The 16,827-nt window shown below is 62.1% G+C and carries 15 protein-coding genes; 8 read left to right on the top strand and 7 right to left on the bottom strand.

Annotation, left to right across the window (positions count from 1 at the left end; genetic code table 11):
- Positions 1-66: 66 nt before the first annotated feature.
- Genes CO657_RS12460 through CO657_RS12450 form a run of 3 tightly spaced genes read left to right on the top strand, consistent with a single transcriptional unit; the run spans position 67 to position 2,181 of the window.
- Positions 67-978, top strand: coding sequence for an ATP-binding cassette domain-containing protein (locus tag CO657_RS12460; protein WP_003593564.1), 912 nt, complete (start codon positions 67-69; stop codon positions 976-978).
- Positions 971-1,786, top strand: a complete 816-nt coding sequence (znuB, locus tag CO657_RS12455; protein ID WP_054183324.1) for a zinc ABC transporter permease subunit ZnuB — start codon at positions 971-973, stop codon at positions 1,784-1,786. The genes CO657_RS12460 and znuB overlap by 8 nt, the downstream gene beginning before the upstream one ends.
- Positions 1,783-2,181, top strand: coding sequence for a Fur family transcriptional regulator (locus tag CO657_RS12450; protein ID WP_003593569.1), 399 nt, complete (start codon positions 1,783-1,785; stop codon positions 2,179-2,181). The genes znuB and CO657_RS12450 overlap by 4 nt, the downstream gene beginning before the upstream one ends.
- Positions 2,182-2,449: 268 nt before the next feature.
- Here CO657_RS12450 and CO657_RS12445 read toward each other — a convergent pair whose 3' ends face one another.
- Positions 2,450-3,739 carry a hypothetical protein gene (locus tag CO657_RS12445; RefSeq protein WP_128715550.1) on the bottom strand — a complete coding sequence of 430 codons (1,290 nt, stop codon included), beginning with the start codon at positions 3,737-3,739 and terminating at the stop codon, positions 2,450-2,452.
- A 190-nt stretch (positions 3,740-3,929) separates the two neighbouring features.
- Between CO657_RS12445 and CO657_RS12440 the strand changes: the two genes are divergently transcribed.
- Positions 3,930-4,505 carry a transglutaminase-like cysteine peptidase gene (locus CO657_RS12440; RefSeq protein WP_054183326.1) on the top strand — a complete coding sequence of 192 codons (576 nt, stop codon included), beginning with the start codon at positions 3,930-3,932 and terminating at the stop codon, positions 4,503-4,505.
- A 232-nt stretch (positions 4,506-4,737) separates the two neighbouring features.
- Positions 4,738-5,139: a hypothetical protein gene (locus tag CO657_RS12435; RefSeq protein ID WP_012558183.1), complete on the top strand. Its 402-nt coding sequence runs from the start codon at positions 4,738-4,740 to the stop codon at positions 5,137-5,139.
- A gap of 174 nt (positions 5,140-5,313) precedes the next feature.
- Here the strand turns inward: CO657_RS12435 and CO657_RS12430 are convergent, their stop codons facing one another.
- The gene (locus CO657_RS12430) at positions 5,314-5,844 is read right to left on the bottom strand and encodes a gamma carbonic anhydrase family protein (RefSeq protein ID WP_003593578.1); all 531 of its coding nucleotides are present in this window, start codon (positions 5,842-5,844) and stop codon (positions 5,314-5,316) included.
- A gap of 10 nt (positions 5,845-5,854) precedes the next feature.
- Positions 5,855-6,550, bottom strand: a complete 696-nt coding sequence (locus CO657_RS12425; RefSeq protein WP_054183474.1) for a fumarylacetoacetate hydrolase family protein — start codon at positions 6,548-6,550, stop codon at positions 5,855-5,857.
- A 278-nt stretch (positions 6,551-6,828) separates the two neighbouring features.
- Here CO657_RS12425 and CO657_RS12420 point away from each other — a divergent pair, with 278 nt between their 5' ends.
- Positions 6,829-7,581 carry a nucleotidyltransferase domain-containing protein gene (locus CO657_RS12420; protein WP_054183327.1) on the top strand — a complete coding sequence of 251 codons (753 nt, stop codon included), beginning with the start codon at positions 6,829-6,831 and terminating at the stop codon, positions 7,579-7,581.
- 220 nt (positions 7,582-7,801) lie between these two features.
- Here CO657_RS12420 and CO657_RS12415 read toward each other — a convergent pair whose 3' ends face one another.
- Positions 7,802-8,782 (bottom strand): SDR family oxidoreductase, encoded by a 981-nt coding sequence (locus CO657_RS12415; protein ID WP_054183328.1) that lies wholly within the window; start codon positions 8,780-8,782, stop codon positions 7,802-7,804.
- A 171-nt stretch (positions 8,783-8,953) separates the two neighbouring features.
- Positions 8,954-9,511, bottom strand: coding sequence for a DUF308 domain-containing protein (locus tag CO657_RS12410; protein ID WP_054183329.1), 558 nt, complete (start codon positions 9,509-9,511; stop codon positions 8,954-8,956).
- A gap of 138 nt (positions 9,512-9,649) precedes the next feature.
- Here CO657_RS12410 and CO657_RS12405 point away from each other — a divergent pair, with 138 nt between their 5' ends.
- Positions 9,650-10,231, top strand: coding sequence for a TetR/AcrR family transcriptional regulator (locus CO657_RS12405; RefSeq protein ID WP_003593588.1), 582 nt, complete (start codon positions 9,650-9,652; stop codon positions 10,229-10,231).
- A 127-nt stretch (positions 10,232-10,358) separates the two neighbouring features.
- Here the strand turns inward: CO657_RS12405 and CO657_RS12400 are convergent, their stop codons facing one another.
- On the bottom strand, positions 10,359-12,332 hold the full coding sequence (locus CO657_RS12400) for a CHASE2 domain-containing protein (RefSeq protein WP_054183330.1): 1,974 nt from the start codon (positions 12,330-12,332) through the stop codon (positions 10,359-10,361).
- Positions 12,332-16,090, bottom strand: a complete 3,759-nt coding sequence (locus CO657_RS12395) for a FecR domain-containing protein (protein WP_054183331.1) — start codon at positions 16,088-16,090, stop codon at positions 12,332-12,334. The genes CO657_RS12400 and CO657_RS12395 overlap by 1 nt, the downstream gene beginning before the upstream one ends.
- Positions 16,091-16,217: 127 nt before the next feature.
- On the opposite strand from CO657_RS12395, the gene CO657_RS12390 reads away from it, so the two are divergent.
- A complete protein-coding gene (locus CO657_RS12390; protein ID WP_054183332.1) occupies positions 16,218-16,757 on the top strand; it encodes a Pycsar system effector family protein in 540 nt (179 codons plus the stop codon).
- Positions 16,758-16,827 lie beyond the last annotated feature (70 nt).

The raw sequence follows: 16,827 nt of genomic DNA, 5'->3' as shown, positions 1-16,827 counted from the left end.
TACATCAATTGCGTTATGCTATAACGTGTGCAATAGCAGGATGCAACAGCGCTGTCGGAAAATTTGATGCTCTCTCCCGCAAATACGAAGGGCGAACCGCTGGTTTCGCTTGAGAATGTCGGCGTTCTGCGCAACGGCCGCTGGCTTGTGCGCGGCGTCGAATTTTCCGTCTCGCGCGGCGAGATCGTGACGCTGATCGGGCCGAACGGCTCCGGCAAGTCGACCAGCGCCAAGGCGGCGATCGGTGTGCTGAAGCCGAATGAGGGCAGGGTCGAGCGTCTGGCCGGCCTGAAGGTCGGCTATGTCCCGCAGAAGCTTGCGATCGACTGGACGCTGCCGCTTTCGGTGCGCCGGCTGATGACGTTGACCGGCCCCCTGCCGGAACGCGACATGCGCGCGGCACTCGAAGCCGCCGGCATCGACCATATGCTCGATGCCGAGGTGCAGCATCTCTCCGGCGGCGAATTCCAGCGGGCGCTGATGGCGCGCGCCATTGCCCGCAAACCCGACCTGCTCGTGCTCGACGAGCCGGTGCAGGGTGTCGATTTCTCCGGCGAGATCGCGCTCTACGATCTGATCAAATCGATCCGCAATGCCAGCGGCTGCGGCATCCTGCTGATCTCGCACGATCTCCACGTCGTCATGGCCGAGACCGACACGGTCATCTGCCTCAACGGCCATGTCTGCTGCCGCGGCACGCCCGAAGCCGTCAGCCGCAGCCCGGAATATGTGCGTCTGTTCGGCAGCCGCGCGGCGCAGACGCTTGCCGTCTACAGCCATCACCATGATCATACCCATCTGCCGGATGGACGCGTGCAACATGCCGACGGTTCGGTGACCGACCATTGCCAGCCCGCTCGTGGTCCCGAACGGGACCATGAGCTTGACGGGCATCACGCGCATGACCATGGGCATAGCCACGGTCATGGCCCTCACGATCACGGTCACGCCCATGCTGAAGGGGAGCGCCATGCTTGACGATTTCTTCGTTCGCGCGATCCTTGCCGGCGTCGGGCTGGCGCTGACGACGGGACCGCTCGGCTGCTTCATCATCTGGCGGCGCATGGCTTATTTCGGGGATACGATCGCCCATTCGGCGTTGCTCGGCGTCGCCCTGTCGCTGCTCTTCGAACTCAATCTGACCCTGGCCGTCTTTGCCGTCGCAGCCCTGGTATCGGTGCTGCTGCTCTTCCTGCAGAAGCGCCAGGCGCTGTCGGCCGATGCGCTGCTTGGCATCCTTTCGCATGCCACACTGGCAATCGGCCTCGTCATGGTCGCCTTCATGAGCTGGGTGCGGATCGATCTTATCGCCTTCCTGTTCGGCGATATCCTCGCGGTTTCCCCGACCGACATCGCGCTGATCTGGGGCGGAGGGCTCTTCGTGCTCGTGGCGATGGCCTGGCTCTGGCGGCCGCTGCTGGCCGCGACCGTCAATGCCGAGCTTGCCGAGGCCGAGGGGCTGAAGCCCGAGCGGGCGCGGCTGTTCTTCATGCTCTTGATGGCGGTCGTCATCGCCATCGCCATGAAGATCGTCGGCATCATGCTGATCACCTCGCTGCTGATCATTCCGGCGGCTGCGGCGCGGCGCTTTTCGGCGACGCCGGAGATCATGGCGGTGCTCGCCTCGGTCATCGGGGCGGCGGCCGTCGTCGGCGGGCTGTTCGGCTCGCTCACCTACGACACGCCCTCCGGTCCCTCGATCGTGGTCGCGGCGCTGATCCTCTTCATTCTCAGCCTGCTTCCCCTCAGGCGGCATCGCGCAGGCATGCAAGGACAAGGTTCATGACGACACCGCAACTCACCAAGAACCAGTCGCTGGTCTTCGACGTGCTCGAAAAGGCCGAAGGGCCGCTCAGCGCCTATACCATCCTCGACAAGCTGCGTGACCACGGTTTTCGCGCGCCGCTGCAGGTCTACCGGGCGCTGGAAAAGCTGCTCGAATACGGTGTCGTGCACCGGCTCGAAAGCATCAATTCCTTCGTCGCCTGCGCCCATCCGGGCGATGACTGCCACAGCCACGGGATCGTCGCTTTCGCCATCTGCGAAAGCTGCGGCCAGGTGACGGAGTTCCACGATCACGAGGTCGACCACCGGCTGATGGCCTGGGTGCGGGGGCAGAAGTTCAAACCAGCGAAGACGACGATCGAGATCCGCGGTTTGTGCGAGGCTTGTGCGGCGTAAGCGGCCACACTATCCGTCGGCACCCTATTCTATCGCACCAACGGGACTTTGACGGGGCGCCCACTTCTCCACCCTCATTGCTGTGACATCCCGGTGGTCAGGTCGGAGGACAGGAATGAGCGAGGGCGGGGCGGCGGCGTGCCCGAAGGTGACGATCCACGCGTTGGTTTCCTCGCCGTATTTGCTGCCGATCGATACACAAAGCGATGACTCAAAAAGGTGAGGCCGCGAGAGCGGCCTCACCTTTTGCATTTCTGTGCGGATAAGCTTAGTCCGGCTTGGATTCAGAGCCGCCCTTGCCGGAGCCGCCATTGTCGCTCTTACCGGAGCCGCCATTATCGCCCTTGCCGGAGCCGCCATTATCGCCCTTGCCGGAGCCGCCGTTGTCGCTCTTGCCGGAGCCGCCATTGTCGCTCTTGCCGGAGCCGCCGTTGTCGCTCTTGCCGGAGCCGCCATTGTCGCTTTTGCCGGAGCCGCCATTGTCGCTCTTGCCGGAGCCGCCATTGTCGCCCTTGCCGGAGCCGCCGTTGTCGCTCTTGCCGGAGCCGCCATTGTCGCTCTTGCCGGAGCCGCCATTGTCGCCCTTGCCGGAGCCGCCGTTGTCGCTCTTGCCGGAGCCGCCATTGTCGCTCTTGCCGGAGCCGCCATTGTCGCTCTTGCCGGAGCCGCCGTTGTCGCTCTTGCCGGAGCCGCCGTTGTCGCTCTTGCCGGAGCCGCCATTGTCGCTCTTGCCGGGGCCGTCATTGTCGCTCTTGCCGGAGCCGCCATTGTCGCTCTTGCCAGAGCCGCCATTGTCGCTCTTGCCGGAGCCGCCATTGTCGCTCTTGCCGGAGCCGCCATTGTCGCTCTTGCCGGAGCCGCCATTGTCGCTCTTGCCGGGGCCACCATTGTCGTCCTTGTCGTGGCCGCCGTTGTCGCCCTTGCCGGGGCCGTCCTTGCCGTCCTTGCCAGGACCGTCGCGTCCGTCATGGCTCGGGCCATCCTTGTCGTGCCCGTGATCTTTTCCACCCTTGCCGCCGTGATGATCGCCGTCCTTGTCGCCGTGGTGGTCCTTCCCATGACCACCCTTGCCATGATCGTGATCTTTTCCGCCCTTGCCGCCGTGATGATCGCGGTCCTTGTCGCCGTGGTGGTCTTTCCCATGGCCGTCCTTGCCATGATCGTGATCTTTTCCGCCCTTGCCGCCATGGTGATCGTGGTCCTTGCCGTCGCCATGATCGTCGTCATCATTGCCGTTGCCGTTGCCGTTGCCGTTGCCGTCGCCGGTGTCCGATCCGCCGCCGTCGGCAACCTGATCGCCATTGCCACCGGTTCCGGTGGCCGAACCGGTGCTGGACGACTTCTTGCCGCCGGCGATGCCTTGGCTGCCACGATCGTTGTCGTTCGGGCCGAACTTGCCATCCGCCTGAATTGCTCTGGTCGGCATGCACAGCCTGTATTCGAGTGTGCCGCGAACTGCGCTGTTGCAATTAACGACCGCCGGGGCTGCCGTTGCCAAGCTGCTGCTTGCCAGGAGGGAAGCAATGGCAAGGCCGAATTTCGATGCTCTGCTGATCATTTCATGCGTCTCCCAAGGTTAACCGAATGTTAATGGGGAGAGTTCTTATACTAACAACGAATTAACGTGAAGAATAAACAATGGTTAATCTGTATCGCTTATATAATAGGGTTAAATTCGCAAGTATAAAATTTTAATAAATTTTTATCCCGACTCTGTTATTGTCTCGGGTCAAATAGGGGAATCGGCTATGGCGCGTCTCTTTTCTCTTGCTGCTATTTCATTCTTTTTTCTTGCTTTTCAGGCTGTTGCCGGATCGTCGCTGCCGGTGACAAGAAGCATCGGCGCGCCTGTGGGATTCGGCGCGGCCTGCGCCAAGTACAAGTGGCTGTGCGGTAGGATGGCGGCGCAACAGCGAAACGACGGGGCAGGGATAGGGCTTCTTCAAAAGATCAATCGTGCCGTAAATCTACGCATCATTCCCGCAGAAGATCGTCCGTCTTCCGGAAACAGGGATGTTTGGTCTCTGCCGGTTGCCGGCCGCGGCGACTGTGAGGACTATGCTCTCCAGAAGATGAAGGACCTGATCGAGGCTGGTTTTCCATCGAACCGGCTGGCGCTTTCGGTGGTCATTGGGCCGCATGATCAAAACCATGTCGTTCTCATTGCCCGGACGGATGGCGGCGATTTTGTGCTCGACAATCTGACCAGTGCCGTGAGGCCCTGGCGCATGACGGGCTATACGTTTCTGGCCACTCAGGATTTCCAATCGCGCACGGGCTGGCGCGTGACGCTTGCCGGTCCCCGCGCCGGCGAATTCTCCTGAGGCGTGTCGTCGTTCAGCCGCCAACGTGCCTGGACCACCTCGAACGACGCTCAAATCGGGTGCAGATGGCGGTAAATTCGACGAAGAATTGTGTGTCCAATGCGGTGCTTGACGCGTGCCCGATGTAAGAATCGGAAACACTTTGTGACTAAGTGTCTCCAAAAGCAGCGTTTTTTGACTTGCTGCGTAAAGAGAGATGAAGGATATTCTGCAAACGTTGAGGGAAGCCTTCATGATCAGAATGATTGAAAACCCTGCCGAACTGGCTGGCGAAGACATCACCGGCAAATATATTCTCCGGAGGCTGAACTATCATTGGTTTGCCTACGGCAAGGCGGCTATTGTAACCGCCTGCAAGGGAACGATCCTGCATCTCGAGCGGGAAGAAACGGTTTATTCCGAGCGTTGGGGCCGTCGCGCCTATACCGGAACCGGCAAGCGTTACCCCGGCGGCATCTGTCCCATTTCGGCAGTCGCCTGCGTTTGCGATACGCCCGATGACGTCAATGCCGTCATTCAACTGGATGTCGAAGCGCAGGATGAATTCTATCAGTTGATCGCCAAGGCGGAAGCCAGGGTTCAGGCGCTTGCCTCTTCCTCGCGAAACAGCCAGTTTCTCGAGGCTGCCGAGTAAGGCGGTTTTTCAACGAAAATCAGCGTGGAGCCGTCAGCCGACGCTCATCGACGAAGCCGAGCCATACAGGGCTCAACGACCATCAGATTGCCACCTTTCTCCAGCCTCATCCTTGAGGCGCCCCGTAGGGGCCTCGAAGGATGGGGCTGGCCCCACTTTTTCTCAATTTCCTGATTACCCGATCTGCTTGAGATCGCGGGCGAAGCGTTGCCAGTTGGCAATGTAGTTTTCCGCCGAGCGGCGGATGGCTTCGATTGCGGCGTCGTCGAGCTGACGAATGGCGCGGGCGGGTGCTCCGACGATCAGCGAGTTGTCGGGGAACTCCTTGCCTTCGGTCACCAGCGCGTTGGCGCCGACGAGGCAGTTGCTGCCGATCTTCGCGCCGTTGAGGATGGTGGCACCCATGCCGATCAGCACGTTGTCGCCCAGCGTGCAGCCGTGGAGGATGGCGTGGTGGCCGATGGTGCAGCCTTTGCCCGTGGTCAGCGGGAAGCCCATGTCGGTGTGGGCCATCACCCCTTCCTGAATGTTGGTGCCTTCGCCGACGGTAATCTTCTCATTGTCGCCGCGCAGCACCGCGCCGAACCAGACACCGACATTCTCGCCGAGTTCGATCTGGCCGATGATATTGGCGTCTGGTGCGATCCAATAGAGGCCGGCGGCGGGCAGTTTCGGCGTCGATCCGCCGAGCGCGTAGACGGGCATGGCTCTCTCCTCAGACGACCTCGACCGATAGGATGGCAACGCCGTCGATACCGCAACTGATGCGGTCACCCCTGGAAACGGCGCCGACGCCGGCGGGCGTGCCGGTCATGATGATATCGCCCGGCGCCAGGGTGAAGAGCTTCGACAGCTCGGCGATGATTTCCGGCACCTTCCAGATCATCTGGTTGAGATCGCCATCCTGGACTCGGCTGCCGTTCTGTTCCAGCCAGATCCTTGCCTGCGAGGGGTGGCCGATGCGGCTTGCCGGAACGATCGGCGAGACAGGGGCGGAATGTTCGAAGGCCTTGCCGACCTCCCAGGGGCGGCCGAGCTTCTTTGCCTCGCCCTGCAGGTCTCGACGGGTGAAATCGATGCCGACTGCATAGCCGTAAATGCAGTCGAGCGCGTCTGCCGCCTGAATGTCAGCGCCGCCGGATTTCAGCGCCAGAACGCATTCGACCTCGTAATGCACATCGTTCGAGAGCGGCGGATAAGGAAAAGCATTGTCTGCCGGCAGCAGGTTATCCGCATTCTTCTGGAAGAAGAAGGGCGGCTCGCGGGAGGGATCATGGCCCATCTCGATCGCATGGTCGGCATAGTTGCGCCCGACGCAATAGACGCGGCGCACCGGAAATCGCTCATCGCTGCCGTCCACCGGCAGCAGAACCGGTGCGGGACGCGGGATGACGGTGACGGGGTGGGGCATGAGCGGCTCTTCCTGTTTGACGAGTCTTGGCGCCATCTTAGACGGAAAACAACGCGCCGGGGAAGCATTCTCGGTGCATTGACGCTCCCGCCGCCGGGCGATATCCTCGCCGCCATGACCGGGATTTTTGCAGTTTCGACGATGTCTACGACCACCGCCCCGGGCGGTGGGTGCAGACGCGTGAACTGAATTCCGTTCATTGCTGCTGAGACCCAACCCGCCGGAAACGAGCGGGTTTTTTCATATCCGCTCGTCTGCCGCCATTCGAGGACGAGATCGTGGACGACATCCAGAAACACATTCTTGCGGAGCGGGCGGTCGCCGCCGCCCATCGCTGCGTCGCCAACCGCTATGCCGGGGCCGCTTTCGCTTACGCCACCGGCTCGCTGCTGCGCGGCGAGGGCACAGCGTTTTCGGATATCGATCTCGTCGTCGTGTTTTCGTCGCTGGAACGAGCCTGGCGGGAATCCTTCACCCATGAGGGCTTTCCGGTCGAGGCCTTCGTCCACGATGAAGAGACGCTGGCGTATTATATCCATGCCGATACCGAGAGCGGCTGCCCTGTTATGGCCCACATGGTCACCACGGGTCGCGTGGTCGGACCGGATATGGAGCGCGCGCGCATCGTGCAGGCAAAGGCGGCGGCAATGCTGGCGGCCGGGCCGAAACCGCTGGCCGGCGCACGTTCCGACATGCTGCGCTATCAGGTCACCGATCTTGCCGACGATCTGCGCGGGACGCGCCCGCCCGAAGAGATCGCGGCGATCGCCGCGCAACTCTACCAGAAGCTCGCCGATCTCATTCTGCTCGGACGCGGCGAATGGGCCGGCCGCGGCAAGTGGGCGCCGCGTCTCATCAGCAGGCTCGATGCCCGACTGGCGGCGGAGTTCGACGCGGCGTTCAGGCTGGCGGCAGGGGGCGATGGCGCGCGATTGTTGGCTTTGGCCGATCGCGAGCTTGCCTTGCATGGCGGCCTCTATTTTGAAGGATTCAGGCAGGAGGCGCCGCTGGAGGCACGGCGCATGGAATAATCAGGCTGCTGGAGAGAGGTAAGGCCCATGAGAGCCTCACCCTGAGGGCCCCCGCCAGGGGCCTCGAAGGGCGAGGCGGGTGTTCTGGTGGTTGATGGGTGCAAGGAGCGACGTTGCGGCATGTCCTCCGAGGCTCCGGCCGTTGGCCTGCGCGCCTCAGGATGAGGCACGTTGGAGAGTGCCGTACCCATCAGAGCGTTGGAGGATGCCTCCGGTTGCTCTAACCGAGAGCGCTTTGGTCGGCGCAAATCCGGTCGATCAGAGCATCGACTTCACCCTTCGGCGGACGGCTTTTGGCGAGGCGCTGCTTGAGGTGCATGATCGGCTCGGCGAGAATTTCATCGAGGCTCTCGGCGCAGGTGAAGTCGCCCGCCACGCGCTTGACCTTCGAATTGTCGAAGATCGCCGTCCAGGCCTTGTCGCCCAAGAGCGGGCCGCCCCATTCCGGATTGTACCGGATCAGCGTGTCCGTTGGCACGTGGACGATCTTCGCCTCGACGCCGAGCAATCTTGCGATCGTCTTCTGGATATTATCCCAGATATGCGCACGGTCGGAGGTGATGTGGAAAATCTCGTTCAGCGCTGCCTGCTTGCCGAACAGGCCGACGAAAGGCACGGCGAAATCGATTGAGCGGGTCAGTGTCCAGGGCGTGTGGCCGTCGCCCGCCACGATGATGGGCTCGCCATCCAGCATGCGTCTTGCCATGACATCGCTGTCGCCCATCATGATCGGCAGGCCGGTGCGAACGGTGTGGCTGGGACGGACGATCGTCCAGGCTAGATTCGCGGACTGTTTGAGCAGTTCCTCGCAGGCGATCTTCGCCTGGCTATAGGGCCAGTGGGGATTGATCGCCGGCGTCTCCTCGGTGATCACGTAGTGACGCGGCGGTTTTTCATAGACCGAGGCCGAAGAGATGAAGATATACTGGCCGCAACTGCCCGAGAACACCTCGATGTCGCGGGCGACCTGGTCGGGCGTGAAGGCGATGAACTGGCAGACGACGTCATAATTGCCCTTGGCGAGATCCGCATAGGCGCCCGATCCCAATTCGCCGACGATCGAGGTCACCCCCGCGGGCAAACCAGCACTTCTCAAGCCACGATTGTAAACGCTGACCTGATGGCCTCCGGCAACGGCGCGCTCGACGCAGGGATAGGAGATTTGGCCGGTGCCGCCAATGAAAAGAACTTTCAAAGCCATGGGAGTGACCTCAGGGTCTATGGGCGGGAACTATTGCCGCCTTTCATAGCGCGAAAGAATGTCATCGTCTTCGCAAATCTCGTCTACGGGGGAGAGCACGGGAATAAGCCGTACTCTGGCCTCCTGCGGCGGCAGAACGCTTCAGGTTTGCCGCCGCAGGAGCCAACTGCCCTAAGCGTGCGCCTTGCGATAGGCTGCGACGACAAGCCAGATCGAGGAGAGCAGGAAGTAGAATGCGCCGAAGCCCGCATAAGGCACGATATCGAGGATCGTCGGCGGGGCGGCGCCAAGCGAGCGGCCGATCATGAAGCCGCCGGCAAGGGCAGACTGCGCGCCGCTGAGGATCATCACCCATTGGGCGCCCTCGGTGCGCCAGCGCCTTACACCAGTGTAGAGCTGCAACAGACCCGAGAGGATTGCCCAAGCCCCGAACACAGCCAGGACGGCATAGGAACTCACGCCGAGGGCGATGACGACGGCGAGAGATGTGACCGTGCTGACTGCGACATTCAACGTCTGCGATGGATTGGCCTGCAGGCCGCCATTGGCCCGGGCGTCGACCAGATTGGCGAGCGCGTCCCACAAGGGATAGATCACCAGCAGAAAGGCCGCGGCGCTCGGCTGCCCGGCCAGGGCAATGGCGGCGGCAATCCAGACGACCGAGAATGCGGCGCGCGTGAAATAATAGGATCGCAGCCAGTTGGACTGGTTCGAAGATTGAGCTTGCATCGACAGTTTCCTTGTTTTGTCTACCTACTAGTAGGAAGTTTATGAGATTGAAGTCAATGTGGCGGGCAGACACCTTCTTGTGATTGAAGAGGAAGCTCCTGGGCTTGACAATCTTCCTACCAGAAGGTAGGCGATGCTATGAAATCAATGCCTTCGACGTCGGACAAGATCCTCGATATTGCCCAGTCGCTCATCGTGGCGGGCGGCTATAACGGCTTCAGCTATGCCGATATCTCTGACGCGATCGGCATCAGGAAAGCGAGTATCCACCATCATTTTCCGGCCAAGGCCGAGCTGGTCGCGGTGCTGGTCGATCGTTACACCAAGCAGGCGGAGGCGGGTTTGCAGTCTCTGCGCGAGCAGGCCGCAAGCCCTGCCGATCAGCTGCGGTTCTACATCGACTACTGGCGTTCATGCATCGAGAACGCTTCGCAACCCTTCTGCGTCTGCGCCATGCTCGCCAGCGAAATGCAGATGCTGCCCGACGAGGTCGCATCACGCGTCCGCGCCCATTTCCGAAATCTCGCGGCATGGCTGACCTCGGTGCTGCAGGCCGGAGTAGAGCAGGGCTTGTTTCAGCTGGACAAACGGCCGGAAGAGCAGGCCCAGATGCTGATGGCCTCGGTGCACGGGGCCATGCTATCGGCGAGGGCTTTCGGCGATCCCGGATTGTTCATCGCAATCGTGGGGCCTGAGATTGCGAGGCTGCGGGTCGCATAACGCAGCAGGAGAGTTGCCGCCGAGGCTCGAGAGAGCCTTATCCTGAGGTGCCCCGCAGGGGGCTCGAAGGGCGAGGCCGGTGCGCCAAGGCATAGAAGAGCATCCGCGCAGAACTGCCGCTGCGCGGTTACTCCCCGCCATCACCAACCAGCGCATCCCGCACGATGGCATAATAGGCGGCAAGCTCGGGGATATCGGCGGCCAGTCTATCGAAGGCCGGATTGGACGGTGCAAGCGTGCCGGCATATTTGGCCTCGATGAAGGCCTGGTGAGCGGCAAGCGCCTCGGCATCGGCCTTGTGCACGACAGTGTAGACCGGCGAGGGCACGGTGCGGCCTTTGACGATGATGCGGTCGAGCTCGATGACGATGTAGGTCTCGGCGACCAGTCTTGCGGTTTCTTCGCCGAGCAGCAGCGCCACGCCGTAATTCTTCGAGGCGCCTTCGAGGCGGGAGGCGAGGTTGACGCTGTCGCCAAGGCAGGAATAGTCGAAGCGGCGGGTCGAGCCCATATTGCCGACAATGCATTCGCCGGTGTTGATGCCGACGCCCATCTTCAGGACATGCGGCTTGCCGCCACGCGCGGCCGCCTCCCGCTCCAGTTGGTTGTTCAGCCGCGAAATCGCTGTCTGCATGGCAAGCGAGGCGCGCACGGCGTGGAGGGCGTGGTCGGGATCGTCGAGCGGCGCATTCCAGAAGGCCATGATGCAGTCGCCCATATATTTGTCGATCGTACCGCCATGATCCATCACCACATCGGAGAGCGGCGTCAGCAGCCGGTTGATCAGGCCGGTCAGTTGCTCCGGATCGTCCTTCAGCGTCTCGGCGATGGTGGTGAACCCGCGTACATCGGAGAACAGTATAGACAGCGTGCGCCGCTCGCCGCCGAGCTTCAGCTGCGAGGGATCGTTCGACAGGCGCCTGACGAGATCCGGAGAAATATACTGGGCGAAGGCGCGGATGATCTGGCGCTTGTTGCGGCGCTCCTCGGCATAATCGAAGGCAGCCTGACCGAAGACGACCGAGATATAGGCGACGGTCGGGCCGAGCGGCGAGACGAAGACATGGGCAAGCCGGATACCGGCAAAGCTGACGGTCGCGAAGGCGAGGAGGGCCGCTGCACTGGTCACGATCGTCAGCCATCCCGTCGAGCGCCAGACGGTCGCAGCCGCCAGCAGCACCGATATCAGGATGCAGGCGGCAACTGCCGGCAGCCGGGCTTCCGCGATCGACAGGCCAGCGCGGATATTGTCGTAGATCGTCGCCTGGATCTCGACGCCGGAGACGAGCTTGCCAGTGTGGATCGTATAGGGTGTCGCAAAGGCATCGACACCGCGCTTGTCGATCTCTGGCGCATTCTGCAGGCTGAGGCCGACGAGGACGACGCGGTCCCTGAAATAACCCGGCGGCAGCAAGTTCTCGGGGTCGAGCGCCTGGTAGTAGGAGACCGTGGGGTAGCTGCGGGCCGGGCCGAAGGATTGGATGAGCCGGCCGGCCGGCAGGTCGGCGTTTGCTGCTCCCGACGCCGTCTTCATCAGCATGGCGGCAAAACCGTCCTGATAGCCCGGAATCCGCCGAAACATGCCGTCGCCGCTGAGATCGATCGAGGCGATGCCGGTCACGGCACCGGCTTGCGTCAGCTGCGGCAGCGGTGTCGCACGGATCAGCTGCGAGGCCTGCGGTGTCTCGATCAGCGTTTCGTCGCCGGCCAGCACGACATCCGGGCCGACCGCCTTGGCGATCGCCGCGTCGTTGTCGGGGTTCGAGGGTTCGGCCATGATGATGTCGAGGCCGACGACACGGGCGCCAGCAGCGCGCAGCTGGCTGACAAGCTCGGCATGCAGACTGCGCGGCCAAGGCCATTGCGCATTGATATCGGCAAGCGAAGGCTCATCGATCGCAACGATGACAGGGCCGCCGGGTGGCGGACGGGGATCGTCGACGGTGGAGAGGTAGTCGAAGCTTCTGAGCTCCAGCAGCGACCAGGCAGGCAGGCGCGACAGCAGCGAAATGGCGATCAGCACGGCGAGCGACAGCACCAGCAGCCTTAAACGGCGGCCCCCGGTTTGCCTCGCCTGCCGCGGCTTGTCCCGCACCGGCATCAGAAGCGGACTTTGAGCGTGCCCTTGAAGGCGCGGCCCCAGCCGGGCACACCGGGCGTGATCTCGAAGTCCTCGTCGAGCAGGTTATAGGCGGCGGCCTCGAGCGCGATGCGCTTGTCCAGCGGTTCCCAGATCAGATGGGCGTCGAGGCTCCAGTAATCGTCGAGCTTGGTGCCGAGATCGTCGCCGTCGCGCTCGCCGACATAATTGGCGGCAATCGTTGCCTTGACCTTGGCTTCGTTGACCCAGGTCAACGCGATCTGGCCGGAATTCTTGGGAATGAAGGGCAGGGAGCCGCCGTAATTCGGCTCGAGCGGGTCCTTGTTCTCCGATTCCATATAGGCATAGGTGGCGGAAAGGCCGAAACCGGCACCGAGCGCCAGGTTTGCGGTGAGGGCGGCACGGTCGATGCTGCCGCGCGACAGCGGCAGGCTGTCGGCCGCCGGAAGCGAGATCAGCGGAAAATCGATCGAGAAATCATGCAATTCCTGGTGCTGGTATTCGACCGAGGTGAAGAACCGGTCGGTCCATTCGGCGTCCCACTGCAGCGCCGCAGTATCGGCATACCCCTCGAGGCCGATCGAATATTGGTTTGCCTGTAATCCGAGGACGCCGATCGGGGCAAGTGTGGGTACGCCGGTGTCGAGGCTCTGGCGCATGAAGGCGGCGCGCAGCCAATGGTTCTGGGCGGGTGTCCAGGCAAGGCCGAAACGTGGTTCCAGGCGGTTGACGTCGACTCCGTCGCCCTCCATATGCGTGCCGAAGAGAGCGTATTCGCCCTTGAGATCGGGTGTAATCTCGTGCAGCACGTCGATGTAGGCGCGGCTGATATTGACGCGGTTGCTGAATGTGTCCGGGCCGGTCGTGGTCTCTGGGATGATCACGACGCGCGGAAAGAGTTCATGCAGGCGAGAAGAGGTGGTCGTGCTGGCATCGATCCAGCCGCCTTCGATGCCGTACCGCCACGTCAGCGGTCCGCTGCCGATGGAATGGCTGAGCGCGCCGATATAGGTTTTTGAAGACAGATCCTCGGTCCCGTCCAAAAATGGAATAATGTCGGGATCGCGCAGGCCGAGAACCGGCGCATCGTCGACCTGAAGAGAGGTGGACGTCCGCGACTTGCTTTCCGAATAGAGGAAGGCGCCGTTCAAGATATTTTCGTAGCCGAAGGTATGGCTCCAGCCGAGGCCGGCATTGGTGGTTTCGGTGATATTGCGCCGATAATTGTATTCCGAAGAGACTTCAGTTGGAATCCCGAAGCCCAGGAGGTTGAGGAAGTCCGTCAGTGACGAGCCTTGCGTCAGTGCGTTCAGCGTTCCATCGTTCTTGGCATGGTTGACATAGGCCACCACGCGATCGTCGGGCGTCACCGTTGCCGTCAGATAGCCATTGCCGCCGATAAGCTTGTTGTCGGTCTGGAAGCCGCCGAAATCGCGATAGTCGCCATCGAGCGCCAGTTCTTCCCAGGTCAGGTTGCCATAGAAGCTGAGCGGGATCGTCTCGTTCGAGAAACCCTGGATTTCAGCCTCGCCGATACCCCTCACATGGCCGTCGACGCTGTTGATGCCGCCGCCCAGCGAGCCTTCGATGAACGGCGTGCGCAGCAGCGTTGCCGAACGGGAGCGGCCGGAAAGCATGTGCGGATCAAGCAGCAAGCCCTGGATAAAGGATGAATAGCTCGATGCGTTGCCACGGTTCTGGATGACATTGTCGTCGCTGAAGCTCGTTGCGTTGACGTAAGGGAAGATGCTGCCCTTGATCGACTGGTCGATATAGCCGCTGCCTTCGAAGGGACTGAAGACCGCGTCCCCGTAATAGCGGCCCCAGGCATCCAGGCCCTGCAGGCGAAAAGCGTTGTTCAGCGTCGAGCCGGCATCCTGATTGGCGCCAAGGGCGCTGTAGTCGCCGCCGCGGGCGCGCGAGCGGCGGAGAAATTCCTGCGCGTTGCGGATCGCGCCGTCGGCGTCGTAATCGTCGATATCGACGGCGGTGCGGAAGGAGGAGATGACCGGATCGTTCTTATCGAGTCTGTCGGCATTGTCGACCGCTTGCTCGGAGGGGATGCGGTCGCCCTTTTCGTAATGGGCGGCGGCGAGCATCAGCTGCGATTGCGAATGGGCGGGATTGGCGGTGCTGGCGGCCAGCAGGTCCTCCAGCGCCTTGTCGCGCTCGCCGGTCTGCAGGTAATAGCGGCCGCGGGCGAGGAGGGCGATGTCGAAGGAGGGGTCGGCGGCAAGCGCCGCATCGATCTCGCGCTTGGCCTCCTTCATGCGCGATTGGTCGAGATAGAGGATGGCAAGGTTGGCGTGGGGGACGGGATCCTGCGGATCGAGAGCGATCGCCCGCAGGAAGGCGGCCTCGGCCTCGCCATTGGCATCGCGGGCGCTCTGCAGCAGGCCCATCGAGTTCAACGATCCCGAGGCGCCCGGCGCAAATTCGATGGCACGGTTCAGATCGGCGAGCGCCCCGTTGATATCGCTTTCGTAGCTCGCCTTGTAAGAGGCGCGTGCAGCAAGGGCGATCGGATGGTTGGGATCGAGCGAGAGCGCGCGGTTCACCGCCTCCTGCATCTGGGCGCGGTCATCGATCAGCTGCGCCAGCTGGGCGCGGATCGCAGGAAGGGTGGGGTCATCCGGAAAACGCTTTTCGGCATCCTTGATCAGGTCGACGGAGGCGCGGGGATTCTTGAGGAAACCCACCGTATAGGCCTGCATGATCGCGCCATAGGGGCCGACAGCCGATGACGGCGGCTTTTCGACATGGGCTGGATCGGCAAGCGAGCGGGCGAAATAGCCGCCATACTGCGCCATGTTCCGGCGGGCCGGATCGAGATGTGGCAATGCCGCCGCAAACAGCCTCGCGGCTTCGTCGTAGCGTTTTTCGGCGCCGGCGATCGTGGCATCGATCAAGTCGACGCGCGCCTTCTGGAGGGTCGTCAACTTGCGCCGGCGAACCTTCTGAAGCGTCTCTGCGGCGACCTGCCGGCCGTCGAAGGCGCTCTGCACTTCGGCAAGCTCCAACCAGTCCTCGGCGGTGCGACGCTCCGGCGGCAAAGCCAACAGCCGGCGGCGCTCGTCGGCCATCCGGCCTGCCGGCAGCGGCGAAGTCGGCATCAGGCCGAAGCCGTCGCGAAGGTTCAGATAGAACAGCATCTGCTCGCGGTCGTCGGGCGTGACGATCACCAGCTTGCGCGGTGCCTGGCCGATGGTGGCGACCGCGCCTTCGCCCTCGTTCACCTCGACGCTGCCCTGCGAGTTGCTAAGCGCCACGCGGCCTTCGAGCACGATCATCGAGGTTTTGCTGCCCTCGACGGTCATCGTCCAGTCGGTGCCGCGGATGGCGGCTGCGGCTGCAGGGGTCTCGACCGTCAGGCCCTGGCCGCCGCGCTCGGCGCGTGCCCAGATCGTTCCCGATTGCAGCTCCAGTGTCGTGTCGCCGCTTGCCGCCATCTTCTTGACCTGCAGCGATGAATTGCGGCCGAGGCGAACCTGGGTGTGATCGGAAAAGACGATGGCGAGCTGGCCGTTGGCGTTGGTGCGCAGCACGTCGCCGGTCAGGAGATCCTGATTGATATCGACGACACGCCAAGTCGACACGTCGATGAAGCGGACCTCTTCGCCGGTCTTGCGGGCGATGACGGAACCGGCGACCGGTGTTGCACGCTGTACCGGCTCGGCCATTGCCGACGGCGCGAAACCGGGCAAAGCAAGCGACAGCGCCATCCCCGCGCGACAGATGTTCTTGGAATAACCCCGCATAACTGAAACCCCATCCCCACTTCCCGTTTGTCCGTGTAGAGTGGAAAAGTCAAGCGTATTGCACACGTGTTCTTGCTTTCGCGCCCAAGTGTAATATCAGGAAAACACTTGTGGACGGAGTATTCACGTGAGCGAATTCGAAACTGCAACTGAGGTTATGTTAAGCCAGCCGTCGAGCGCGGATATCGGCGTCGAGTATTTCGACCATATCAAGAAAATCAATGATATATTTTACGATCAGGTCAAGATCTCCGATCAGAAGGCTGCCTATATCTTCACATTTATGCTGGCCTTCCTGGTGAGTTCCAGTGAGGTGAGGGCGGTCTTCAGCCCGGCGCGCTATATCACCGGCACGTCAGGCAGCATGCTGTTTTCCGGCCTGCTTGCCGCAGCCTCGGTCTTCTCAATCCTGTCGGCGATCCTCGTCGTGCTGCCGCGCCGTTTGGATAGCTCGACCTCGCTGTTCTGGGGCGCCTGGCAGAACCACCGCGAGCTGTTCTTCGACGCGGCAATCAGGCGCGACGAGCGCTATCTTTTCGACCAATATCTCGAAAACGCCAATATCCTCTCCGCCATCGCCCGCAGCAAATACCGCTGCGTGACCTTTGCGTTTCGTGGCTTGATGGTGAGTGTGATCGCCTACGTGCTGCTGTTGGTGGCGGTGTGAGGCGTGGGTGATGCTTTGCGCTTTTCAGCCGGCTGAGGCCAGCGAAACCAAGAAGACGGGCGCGCCGAAG

Origin of the sequence: Rhizobium acidisoli (genome assembly GCF_002531755.2) — a bacterium.
Taxonomy (GTDB): domain Bacteria; phylum Pseudomonadota; class Alphaproteobacteria; order Rhizobiales; family Rhizobiaceae; genus Rhizobium; species Rhizobium acidisoli.
Note: the sequence above shows the minus strand (reverse complement) of the source record. Positions and strands in the feature narration are given on the sequence as shown.